Source organism: Microcoleus sp. S13C4, assembly GCF_036700865.1.
Classification (GTDB): Bacteria; Cyanobacteriota; Cyanobacteriia; order Cyanobacteriales; family Microcoleaceae; genus Microcoleus.
The window spans coordinates 1-10,809 of sequence record NZ_JAUBPS010000113.1 but is presented as its reverse complement, the minus strand read 5'-3'; the positions used below and the strand labels follow the sequence as shown (position 1 = coordinate 10,809).

The following is a 10,809-nucleotide window of genomic DNA, read 5'->3' as shown; positions in this document are numbered from 1 at the left end:
AGTTTCACACATTTTTTCCCTCAAGGATAGTTCCCCCTTGACAAACCTCTTTCTTCCTTAACTTGTCACCAATGATCAGGGATTGAAACCCAAAATCCAACATCAAGCATAACTCATGCTTCTGTCTGTAAGCGTTTGTAGGCGTGAGCTTTGGCTAAACGCACCCAATGTTCTAACAGCAAATAGCGATCGAGTTCGATTTCCTCTCTGGCCGAAAGAGTGCCGGATTTATTGCGATCGAGCAGTTGGCTCATGCGGGCTTGCAACGCAGGTGTGGGGCGGATTGCGAGGATTTCTTCTGGGCTGGGTTGACTGGCTAGCAGTTCGACGATTTGGCGATCGTCTTGGTAGGGGATGGTTTCTGCGGGGGCGAGTTCCCGAAGTGCGCGATCCAGGGCCTCCGGGAGACGATCGCCCAATTGTTGCAGTTTTTCGCCAAGGATCTCGGGAACTTCTAGGATAATTGGCATTAGTGCTGATGTGAGGATGGGAATTCCCTTGATTGTAACAAACGGAAAAAATGCCGTTAACTTAAATCCCGATCGGGGATTGAAACTGCATAGCCCGGTATTTGCACAGTTGTTCACAAAGGAGATAACTGGCGAATTTGCCCGTTATAATCGACTCTCACTCTCCCATCTTGAGAAACCGTAACAACCGTTTCTACCGTATAGACAGACGAACCAGGCTTGTAACCCTTAAAAGTAAAAGTCCAAGTTCCATCGCCATTGTCAACAAACGGCGATTCATTAGAAGTACCGTGCATAGAAGCTTCAGCTCGATAGTTGCCTAAACCCCCATTAGCAATTTCTGCTGCTTGACGGGCTAAGTTTTTTGCCCGATTGAGTTCGATATTATTGTTAATCACTGTCACGCCGTCGGTCTGATATTCAGGAGCAGGATTAGCATTACTCAAGCTGGGGGAGACTCCAACAGCTAAAGTTGAAAGCGCTACCAGACAAGCAAGTCGAATGTTTAGTTTCATAATACAAACTGATTTATAGTTTGATAAACTCTACGAGACTTGTCCGAAAAAACCCGGTTGAATTTTCAATTTTTAATTTTGACTTGTGAATCGTCTGGCATTTCTCCACCGTACAAATAGCGGTAACTCATCCGAGAAATATCCCGAATCAATGCTTGAGCTGGCTTCTCTGTTTCCGGTGAATGCTTCACCATCACCGCCACTAAATAACGCTTACCGTTCGGCAAATCCACCATCCCCGCATCCGCTAGCATTGTATCAATATTGCCCGTTTTGTGAGCAATAACTGAACCTTCGCCTAAACCTTTCGGCAGCAAAGAATCGTTTTTAGTTTGGCGCATGATTTGCAAAATGCGATCGCGCGATTTCACCGATACCAAATTACCCCGATCGACCTGGGCTATGATATTAATCAAATCCTTCGGACTGGTAGTATTAGTTCCCTCCAAATCTGGCAACTTATTACGCAGAACCGTGGTACTCAAACCCCAATTTGCAAAATGCTGATTCAAAACCTCAGCACCTCCCAACAACTCAATCATCATATTTGTCGCCGTATTGTCGCTGACAACAATCATCTTTTGGGCAACTTCCAAAGCCGAATACTTCTTACCCGGAGAGTCGTCTTGCATCTCCCCAGAACCGCCTACAATGTGTTCGGGCTTCAGCGTCAGCATCTGATCTAACTGCACTTTGCCCTCATCTACTGCTTGGAAAAAAGCTACTAAAATTGGCAGTTTAATTGTGCTAGCTGAAGCAAAAGCAGTATCGCCATTAAAGTTTAGGTAGCTTCCAGTATCTAAATCGACTAGAAATATTCCGGCTGTCAAACTAGGATTTTCTGTTGCTAAAACCTGAACTTGCGTTTTCAAAGCTCCTAATTCTTGATTCAGTTGCAGCACTTCTGGGGTTGCAGGTGCCGCAGATGCGCTATCGGCTGGGTTGTTCTGCCCTGTAGTGGTTTGTTCTTCTGTCGCTACAGTTGATGCTCGACTAACGGCATTTACCACCGACAGCAGCGTACCGCAAATCACCGCTATGCCAACTCCCAAAATCAGCAAGCGAGTAGCATACACCAACGGCGGTACGCTCCGAGGTGCAGAGCGTTTACCCGGTCTCTGACTCGCTTGTGGGCGCGGTTTAGGCACGGGGGTTTTTTTTGCATCTGTGGGGATTACCGTGTCTGGAATGCGAACTGGGGGCGAACTGGGACGACTTCCACGGGTGGTAGGGGGAGTGGCAGTTGGGAGCGGGCTGTTGGGATTGCTGGCGATCGAACTCACGTTTTCCCGCTCCAGATTCGGCTCCGGAAACTCGAACATATCGACAGCAGCGAGACCTTTTTTGCGCGGTTGGCGAGTCTTCGACTGCGGAGTTTTGGTGGTTCGGGGTTTTCTGGGGTTAATTGCCGATCGAGGATCGGATAAAAAGTCTTGTGTAGTAAATTCTTCCGAAGATGTGGGAGAATTGGCTCCAATTCTGGTGCCGCGCCCCTGTTGGGGTGGGAAAGTCGCAGGTTCGGGCGATCGAATTTCTGAATTGCCGTTTTGCGGTTGCGGAGGGCGACGGCGGCCCGAGTTGCCAGACTGACTTGCTTTGCCGGACTTAGGCTGCTTTGAGCCGGAGTTGGGAGAGGATATCGAGGATATCACCGATAATATCGATCCTTTGGGAAACCGCTCTGCCACGTCTTACTCCTTCATCACTACTGTAAAGTTCAAGTTTAAGATTTTTCAGCTTGCCAGCCAATCAATTTTAGATTTTAGATTTTAGATTTTAGATTTGCCCCAGACGCTGCATGGTATCAGCAACCGGGTTTACTGCTCGCAAATTATCGCAAAGCTTAGGTTTTTAGTCAAGAAACCCTGTTATGAAGGTGACAAGTGGGTGCAGGAAAGTTCTCTGTGAAAAAAATCCTCAATCTCACATCCCCAATTATCAGCATTTCTCCTAGCTATCCGTTGGATTTTCCGGCAACGCCCCATCCAGAGTATCAGAATTTGCCTCTCGTGGGTAAGTTTTGATTGCCCATTCTGTTTGGCGGAGCACCCCCCGCAGCATGGCGACTTCATCCACTGTCGGATAGGCCCTGTTGTACAAACGCCGAAATTTTTCCATCCGGCTTGCTGCTGTGTGCGGCTGCAAATATCCTATTTTGAGTAACAGCGTTTCTAGTTGCTGGTAATATCCCTCTAAATTTTCCAAGGGAGCACTGGCGAGGGGAATTGAAAGATTTTCTGTCTGGCTGGTGGCAAGTTTTTCTGGGTAACAAGTTGATAAATTATCTGTGGCATCGGGTATTGAAGAGGCATAGCCTCTGGATATGCGTTCCCCGGCTGAGCCTGGGAACGAGGCATCTTCTTCTTCCTTCCCTATTCCTTCTTCCCTCTTCCCTATTCCTTCTTCCCTCTTCCTTCTTCCTTCTTCCCTCTTCCTTCTTCCTTCTTCCCGGTATAGTTCGTAACAGCAGATAGCGACGGCTTGGGCGAGATTTAGGGAAGTGTAGGCATCGCTGCTGGGAATGCGGATTAGGCGTTGAGCGCGGTTTAATTCGGCATTGGTCAAGCCGCAGTCTTCTCGGCCGAAAATCAGGGCGCTGGGGGCTTCGAGGAGCCAAGGCAAGGCATCTGCGGGTTCTTCTAGTTGTGTTGGCAACGATCGACTATCATCCCCTGTAGTTGCGATCGCTCTGACACACCCAACCAAAGCAGCGGGCAAACTCTCGACTACTTTGGCCGTTTCCAATATGTCGGCGGCGCGAACAGCCATCAGTCGGGCTTCTTCCCCTAAATAATCGCACTGGGGATTTACCAAAACTAATTGGTGCAAACCCATATTTTTCATGACGCGGGCCACAGAACCGACATTCAATGGGCCTGCAGGTTCTACTAAAACTATTCGGATGTTGGCTAATGCCGTTTCGACCATTTTTATTTGGGGAGGTGTTAGGCAGAAATTGGTTGTTTTGTTTGTTTTGATTAAAATTTAATCAGTAACTAATGTAATGTCCAAATTAGCATGGCTAAGCAACGATCGAAATCTGATTTACCGACAAAAATGTGCCCAGTGTGCGATCGACCTTTTACTTGGCGCAAAAAATGGGCCGACTGCTGGGATGAGGTCAAATACTGCTCCGAACGTTGTCGTCGCCGCCGTTTGGCGGCTCAAGATTAAGAATTTAGGGCAAGTTGCTCGATCAAAGCTAAGATTGCAAAGGAAAAATTTTAGGTTATTAGGTTATAAATTATGGCATCGCAACAAGTGCAACCAAAGCTAGTTATTCACGGCGGTGCGGGCAGTTCTCTACATAGTAAAGGCGGAATTGAGGCGGTGCGGAAATCGCTTTACGATGTTTTGGAGGAAGTTTATCCGCTGCTGAAAGACGGTGCAAGTGCCGTAGATGCAGTGGTGCGGGGCTGCCAATTGTTGGAAGATGACCCGCGATTTAATGCCGGTACTGGTTCTGTGGTGCAGTCGGACGGTCAAATTCGGATGAGTGCTTCGTTGATGGACGGTTTGATGCAGCGTTTCAGCGGGGCGATTAATGTTTCTCGCGTTCAACATCCGATCGAACTTGCTCAATTTTTGCAGCATTCGGACGATCGAGTTCTCTCTGATTTTGGTTCGGCGGAATTGCTGCGAGAACTTCAATTGCCGATTTACGATCCGATGACGGATTTGCGTTTGCACGAGTGGATGCAGGAACGCCAAGGCAATTTTAGCAAAGCAATGGCTGACGTGGTTGCCGAACCGGCCGGTGTGGGTACGATCGGAGTCGTAGCTTTGGATGTGCATGGACGCTTGGCTGCTGGGACTTCGACTGGTGGCAAGGGTTTTGAGCGGATTGGGCGGGTTAGCGACTCGGCGATGCCGGCGGGAAATTACGCGGCCCAAAGTGCGGCGGTAAGCTGTACGGGGATTGGCGAGCACATTATGGACGAGTGTTTGGCCGCGCGAATTGTGATTCGGGTAACGGATGGTTTGAGTTTGAAAGCTGCTTTTGAGCGTTCTTTTACTGAAGCTGACGAACGTCAACGGGATTTTGGCGCAATTGGAATTGATGCTAGCGGGGCGATCGCTTTCGGCAAAACTAGCGAGGTGATTTTGGGTGCTTTTCACAACGGTAGAGAAATGGGCGATACTTTGGAAATGAGCAAGGGAACGTTAATTTTTATTGCTTAAAAAGGCGATCGAAATTATCCTCCTAAAAGTTAGGACATTTTTGACAAATTGCTGAATATATGTATGGGCGGTGTGGTATGTTAGTTGAAATCCTCCTCACCGCCACTACCGATGACTCAACAGGAGAATCTCAATGCGATCGCTCAACATCCGATCGATCCAAAGAAATTAGAAAAGTTGGTCAAGTTATCTGGGCGCAGTCTGTGGGTAACTGCTGTGCTTGCCTTTACAGTTCCAATTTTTGCCTACTTTTACACTAAACGACGAATTGCTTGTTATATTGCTTTGCTGCTTAGTGGTTTGATGGCTGTATTGACTTTATTCATAGTTTTTTCCCGAGAAATCCCGAAGGGCAGTACGCTTCCTGCTACGGCATTCTATACATTTTCTTTGCTCGTTTCCCTGGGAATTACTGTTGACAACTGCGCCGCTATTTTAAGGGCGAGAAAAAAAGTTAAATCGTTAACAGGCGAGACTCCTTGGAAAACAGCTCATAATCAGCAAGTTAAAAACGGGCGGTGGCCGGCATGGTTTCCCTATCCCAGTTCCTGGCTGAGAACTTTAGCTTTAATGTTGTGGATAGCTGTTGTTGTGAGAGTTGTCAGTTTTTGGATTGCTGTTATCGGAATAACTTTATCAGCAATTCAGCAAGATATGGGTTCATTTTTGCGAGCTTTAGGGCTAATAATACCTCTGTCTGTAGCAATACTATCTTACATTCATCACATTTTATTTTTCGATAAATCCCAGACCCCTTACACTCGGTGGTTGCCTAGTCCCAGGAGTTTGTGGGAAGGTTTGTACGCCCCATTTGTGGCACTGTTATCTGTGATAATGGTTGTAGTTTTGCTGTTGCCATTTTTCCCGATTGTTTCAAGCTGCAACTACGGAGCAGAATTTGAATTGGCAAGTTGTGTTGGATCTTACCAATCAGAGGTATCTAATTATCTATCTACTCTTGCTGAAGTTTCGGCAGTGATTTGGGTAGTTACAGCGGCATATCTTTACCAAATAGATTACCTGATTCGCAACAACTTTTCTCTAAAAACACTGGCGGAATTATTTTTACTGGGATTTGTAACTTTTGTGGCGGTTTCAGGGGTTTCGCTGCTTTCTAAAAATCCCGAGGTGAGGCAGGCTATAAAATTACCTGCACCGACAAAGAATGTACCGAATTTGGTGACTTCTGAACAAACACCTGCTTTGCCAACTGTACCGATATCCAAACCATTACCTCCGACTTCTCCAACAATTAAATCTGACTCTTTTGGGGATGCAGTCAATAAAGCAACAAATGCAGCAAATCTTGCTCAATCGGCTCAATCTGAGACGCAGTTGCTCGCAGTAGTCACTGAGTGGCAAAATGCTATAGCCCTGATGAAATCAGTACCACCTTCGAGTTCCAATTATGATGTCGCCCAAAATAGAGTTGTACAGTACCAGCAGAATGTAGTTGCTATTAAGCGCAGAATCAATCGTCCTTTTCAACAGGGAATTGATGAGGCTCAAAATGCAGCTTTGTTCGCTCAAACTGCTCAAACTAAAGCTGAGTGGGAGTCCGTTGCTCGTCAGTGGGAGCAAGCGATCGTGTTTATGAAAACTGTGCCGCAGTCGAATCCCAATTATGTTGGAGCTCAGAAGAGAGTTGTTCAGTATCAGCAAAATTTAAACGCTGCACGTTTAGCAGTTAGCCGCGCTAAATAAAACAAACAAACCGGGTTCTTCACTCCTAGTTAAAGGCCGGAATCCTGTATTTTCGTAAAAACCCGGTTTCTGCCTCATCGCCCCTAACCTCTCTAATCTTAAATCCGCAGTTGCCAAAGTTTAATAGTACCGTTATCCCCGCCGCTGACGAGAGTTTCGCCCAAAAGCCCGATCGCCACCGCAGACACAGGGCTAGAATGTCCATCTAAAGTGTGCAGCAATTCGCCGCGAAGATTCCACAGTCTAACAGTACCGTCAAAACACCCCACTGCAAAGTATTTCCCATCAGGGCTAATTGCGGCCGCAGAAGTGATGCGAATTCCTGTATGCAGCGAATGCAATAATTCGCCTGTTTGCAAATTCCACAGTTTGATAGTTTGGCCACCATGATTGACAAGAATTTGGCTATCGGAAGAAATCGCTACATAATTTTCGCTGCCAAATGTTCGTTTCACTTCGCCTCCCGGCAGTTCCCACAAAGTGACTGTGGCGCGACAGAAACCGCTGGCTGCATTGAGGCCGCTGGCTACTAGCATTTTGCCGTTGGGACTCAGGGCGATCGCACTAATGTCATCCCCTTGATAGCCTTCCAAAACTTGCAGCAGTTGGCCGCTGTTGAGGTGCAGAAGCTTGATTGTGCCACGGGTGGTGCCGATGCCAAAATTTGCCAGTCGGGGCTGACAGCGACGGATTCGTAGCGGTGCACGTCTGCCAAACGCTTCAGCAGTTCGCCGTTTTGCAGGTTCCAGAGTTTGACTGTGCCCGCGCGCGATCGTGTCAGCAGCGTTTTGCTGGCGGGACTGAAAGCAACTAGCAACACGGGTGTTGAATGTCCGAAAATCGTCTGCTGCAGTTCCCCGCTGTGCAAACTCCAAATTTTCACGGTACTGTCGTCAGATCCCGTTGCCAGTAATTGTCCGTCGGGACTGATAGCCGTAGACAAAATCCTGTCTGAATGGTGGAGAGTGGCTTTTAATATGGCGCCCGTTGAGGTTTTTGGCTGCGTTTTATAGCCGGCTAGTTCCAGCCAGTCGATCGCATCTCTCCAATTTTTGAGATCATTTCGGGGCCGATTTGTCAATAATTCTATGTATCGGTACAAAGTTTTTGACAAATCAACTTCGACACCTTTGATTTGTTTGTTGAGAAAAACCGCAATTTCCGCTGGGCTGTAGCCGCACAGTAAGCCACAGAGATGCCGCTTTTCTACGGGTGTCAGCCCTCTTCTGCTGTGGGGGGCGAATTCTTGTTTGGCATTTGCCAAGCCGGTGTAAAGCTTTTGGATGTCCCAGCCGTTGCTTGCCGGTGCAAATGGTTCTTCGGGTCGATCGAGGGTAGAGGGTGTCATTTGCGGCAGTCGCGATCGAGTTCCTAGTCAAATTCCTAACCAAAATCCTAACATTGGCTGTGCGCGATCGAACTGTTGTCACCGCTAATCTATTTTTAACACAGCCAACAGGGGAATGAGTTTCAGGTTGAAAGTTCGCCTAAATCCTTACCTTTACAGTTTGCCAAACAACCATACATCAATTTGATGCAACTCTTGTGGGGTGGGCAGGAGAACCCGCCATCAAAATACAATTATGACTTTTATGAACTTAATCTAATGAATTTATGAATTGACCTTAAAAGAAATTTGTTGAAGAATTGTAGTTAAGAGCTTTTCTGTACCTTTACAGTTTGCCAAACAACCATACATCAACCGGAGAGATAGAAAATGTCTGGAATTGCGATCGCCTTATTTTTCGTCCTAGGTTTAGTTTTAAGTCTTGTTGGCTATTTTTGGGGATTAGTTCAAGCTTTGGGAGAGGAAACTATTTGGGGAGTGCTTTACTTGCTTGTCCCCTTGGCATCATTGGTTTTTTATATCAAAAATTGGAGCAATAAAAAAATCCGAAAAACATTCTTAATTCAATGTGCTGGATTGCTAATGTTTGTATTGGGAGGCATTACTACTTCAGTATTTTATGGCAAAAATTTTGTAAAAATTTCTGACTCGGGGCCTAATGTAGAGCAGAGGTCTAACAAGCAATCGCTCTCTTCTTTTCCTTCGGATTTTAACACTTCTCCATCACCAATTCAACAGCAATCTCCTGATATCTATGGAACACCAGGTGCTGAGCCTAATTTGGGTACTGTTGGCGGTCAACAATATGACTTCAATAAATCGATCCTGCTTGGGAAATTAGCCTACAAGAACGGAGACTATCAAACAGCTTTAATCAATTTTAACAGATCTGTACAAGCAAATCCCGGCGATGCTGAGGCCCTCAAGGGGGTAGAGGATGCCAAAAAAGCGATGGCCCAAGCAAAGACAAAATAATCCACAGCTTAAAAAATTACGGTTCTTTATCAGTCTAAGTCTGCCTGGGCAGACTTAAACAATTATCCTTGAACATTCACTTGAAAGTGATTAAACATAAAATCATGAGACAGAGATCAGACAAGCTCGAATTCCAAGAAATGTTCGCATTTTGGATACAGCTATTAGTTGGGGGGAGTTTTTTAGTAATCGGTTTGTCTATTGGTTGGTCTTCAGGCGATTTTTTCGTTTATTTATTTGCTGTCGTTGGTTTCCTTTTGGTGATATTTGTAGAGATTGAGACAATTACATTTGATAAAAATCTCGGTCATCTGACTATCAAGCGGCATAAACCACTCATTGCCAAAACGAAACTTATCAAACACCTGCTTCAAGATATTTCAGGCGTGGAGATACAGGAGATGTCAGGTAGTGAGAGTAATACCTATCGTGTCTGTCTGGTGTTGGAGTCAGGAAAGCGACGTGTTCCTCTAACTTCTTCTTTTAGCACTGGTTTGGGAGACAAGCGCAAAAAAGCCGAAGTCATTGCGACATTTTTGGATGTCAAAAATTACGGTAGTGACGGCTTTCCCAGCCAACAAATTTTTAGCGAAGAACTTAAATGGGAGACTATAGACGAGGAGATTGTCCACTGGGAAACTGCAATCAAAAGTGACCCTAATGATGCTCATGGTCACATGAGATTGGGATTAGCTTTGATTAGCCAAGACAAAACAAAAAATAAAGAACAAGCAATGGGCTATTTAAAACAGGCGGAGGCTCTTTTCAAAAGTCAAGGCTATGACGAGGAAGCAATGCAGGCGGCTCAACTTTACGGCGTGGCTTATGGGGGAATGCTGGGATAGTGACGTTCAGATTATCAGGATTTACGCACTCCGACTAAAGAAACCGGGTTTTTTTACCAAAATACTTAGTTGTAACCCGCAGATTCGGTAAAAAACCCGGTTTCTGGGCCTCCATCTAAGTCCTAATTATCCGACATCTAAACTTTACAGCCAAGTTTAATGTAACTCTTGTGGGGTGGGCATCCTGCCCGCCCTAAAAACCCAATTATGACTTTTATGAACTTAATTAATGAATTTATGAATTGACCTGAAAAGAAAACTGTTTAACAATTGTAGTTAAAAGCTTTTCTAGACAACTCATAGAACAACTAAAGTTCTTAATCTAAATTCTCAATCAATTACACGGGAGCTAATACCTAACATGAAAGTTATTAAAAAAACCGAACATCTTCTAAAGCTTAATAATTTAGGAGAAATGATTTATAGTGCGATATCTCCTACCATATGGGTGACGGGATTTTCAGGAATACCTTTGTTTATGATACTCTTCATTATCGCATCTTCGGGAGTGGAAAGACTTTCCTGCAAAAAAATGGACCCAAAAAGCGCAAATTGCGAACTCAGGAGGTCAACTTTTATGGGATTTAATAAAGGCGAAGTAACCTCAATAGAGCAAGTCCGGGGAGCTAAATTTGAGACAAGCAAGACTACCGATAGTGATGGCAATCCCATGACTGTGAGCAATGTATTTTTGGTAAGCTGTTGTACCTTTAAATAGGGTATAATAAAAAATGAGTTTAGTCAATCTCTACAAAAATGCCAGCTAAAAA

At 45.4% G+C, this 10,809-nt stretch carries 12 protein-coding genes; 6 read left to right on the top strand and 6 right to left on the bottom strand.

Features of this window, described 5'->3' with window-relative positions; all coding sequences use genetic code 11:
- Positions 1-113 precede the first annotated feature (113 nt).
- The 4 genes from QT996_RS27160 to QT996_RS27145 all read right to left on the bottom strand — a co-directional run bounded on the left by QT996_RS27160 (position 114) and on the right by QT996_RS27145 (position 3,913).
- Positions 114-587 (bottom strand): hypothetical protein, encoded by a 474-nt coding sequence (locus tag QT996_RS27160; protein ID WP_333050485.1) that lies wholly within the window; start codon positions 585-587, stop codon positions 114-116.
- Positions 584-985 (bottom strand): hypothetical protein, encoded by a 402-nt coding sequence (locus QT996_RS27155; protein WP_333050484.1) that lies wholly within the window; start codon positions 983-985, stop codon positions 584-586. Before QT996_RS27155 ends, QT996_RS27160 begins: the two co-directional genes overlap by 4 nt.
- 65 nt (positions 986-1,050) lie before the next feature.
- The gene (locus QT996_RS27150) at positions 1,051-2,637 is read right to left on the bottom strand and encodes a serine hydrolase (RefSeq protein WP_333050482.1); all 1,587 of its coding nucleotides are present in this window, start codon (positions 2,635-2,637) and stop codon (positions 1,051-1,053) included.
- A gap of 298 nt (positions 2,638-2,935) precedes the next feature.
- Entirely contained in the window at positions 2,936-3,913 is a 978-nt protein-coding gene (locus QT996_RS27145; protein WP_333050479.1) for an RNA methyltransferase, read from the bottom strand.
- Between the two features lie 90 nt (positions 3,914-4,003).
- On the opposite strand from QT996_RS27145, the gene QT996_RS27140 reads away from it, so the two are divergent.
- The 3 genes from QT996_RS27140 (at position 4,004) to QT996_RS27130 (ending at position 6,871) form a co-directional block, all read left to right on the top strand.
- Positions 4,004-4,159: a DUF2256 domain-containing protein gene (locus tag QT996_RS27140; protein WP_006631540.1), complete on the top strand. Its 156-nt coding sequence runs from the start codon at positions 4,004-4,006 to the stop codon at positions 4,157-4,159.
- A 72-nt stretch (positions 4,160-4,231) separates the two neighbouring features.
- A complete protein-coding gene (locus tag QT996_RS27135; protein ID WP_333050478.1) occupies positions 4,232-5,167 on the top strand; it encodes an isoaspartyl peptidase/L-asparaginase in 936 nt (311 codons plus the stop codon).
- A gap of 111 nt (positions 5,168-5,278) precedes the next feature.
- Positions 5,279-6,871, top strand: a complete 1,593-nt coding sequence (locus QT996_RS27130) for a hypothetical protein (RefSeq protein ID WP_333050475.1) — start codon at positions 5,279-5,281, stop codon at positions 6,869-6,871.
- Between the two features lie 98 nt (positions 6,872-6,969).
- On the opposite strand, the gene QT996_RS27125 is transcribed toward QT996_RS27130, so the two are convergent.
- Together QT996_RS27125 and QT996_RS27120 are read right to left on the bottom strand one after the other, a co-directional pair.
- Positions 6,970-7,464, bottom strand: a complete 495-nt coding sequence (locus tag QT996_RS27125; RefSeq protein ID WP_333050472.1) for a hypothetical protein — start codon at positions 7,462-7,464, stop codon at positions 6,970-6,972.
- The gene (locus tag QT996_RS27120) at positions 7,422-8,219 is read right to left on the bottom strand and encodes a hypothetical protein (RefSeq protein WP_333050471.1); all 798 of its coding nucleotides are present in this window, start codon (positions 8,217-8,219) and stop codon (positions 7,422-7,424) included. Before QT996_RS27120 ends, QT996_RS27125 begins: the two co-directional genes overlap by 43 nt.
- A 453-nt stretch (positions 8,220-8,672) precedes the next feature.
- On the opposite strand from QT996_RS27120, the gene QT996_RS27115 reads away from it, so the two are divergent.
- From QT996_RS27115 to QT996_RS27105, 3 genes are all read left to right on the top strand, one after another.
- Positions 8,673-9,194: a hypothetical protein gene (locus QT996_RS27115; RefSeq protein ID WP_333050469.1), complete on the top strand. Its 522-nt coding sequence runs from the start codon at positions 8,673-8,675 to the stop codon at positions 9,192-9,194.
- Between the two features lie 68 nt (positions 9,195-9,262).
- On the top strand, positions 9,263-10,039 hold the full coding sequence (locus QT996_RS27110; protein WP_333050467.1) for a hypothetical protein: 777 nt from the start codon (positions 9,263-9,265) through the stop codon (positions 10,037-10,039).
- Positions 10,040-10,400: 361 nt separating this feature from the next.
- Positions 10,401-10,757: a hypothetical protein gene (locus QT996_RS27105; RefSeq protein ID WP_333050464.1), complete on the top strand. Its 357-nt coding sequence runs from the start codon at positions 10,401-10,403 to the stop codon at positions 10,755-10,757.
- Positions 10,758-10,809 lie beyond the last annotated feature (52 nt).

Coding starts and splice junctions, on each gene's coding strand:
- QT996_RS27145 (WP_333050479.1), bottom strand. CDS start 3,913: ATGGTCGAAACGGCATTAGCCAACATCCGAATAGTTTTAGTAGAACCT.
- QT996_RS27155 (WP_333050484.1), bottom strand. CDS start 985: ATGAAACTAAACATTCGACTTGCTTGTCTGGTAGCGCTTTCAACTTTA.
- QT996_RS27135 (WP_333050478.1), top strand. CDS start 4,232: ATGGCATCGCAACAAGTGCAACCAAAGCTAGTTATTCACGGCGGTGCG.
- QT996_RS27120 (WP_333050471.1), bottom strand. CDS start 8,219: ATGACACCCTCTACCCTCGATCGACCCGAAGAACCATTTGCACCGGCA.
- QT996_RS27105 (WP_333050464.1), top strand. CDS start 10,401: ATGAAAGTTATTAAAAAAACCGAACATCTTCTAAAGCTTAATAATTTA.
- QT996_RS27130 (WP_333050475.1), top strand. CDS start 5,279: ATGACTCAACAGGAGAATCTCAATGCGATCGCTCAACATCCGATCGAT.
- QT996_RS27140 (WP_006631540.1), top strand. CDS start 4,004: ATGGCTAAGCAACGATCGAAATCTGATTTACCGACAAAAATGTGCCCA.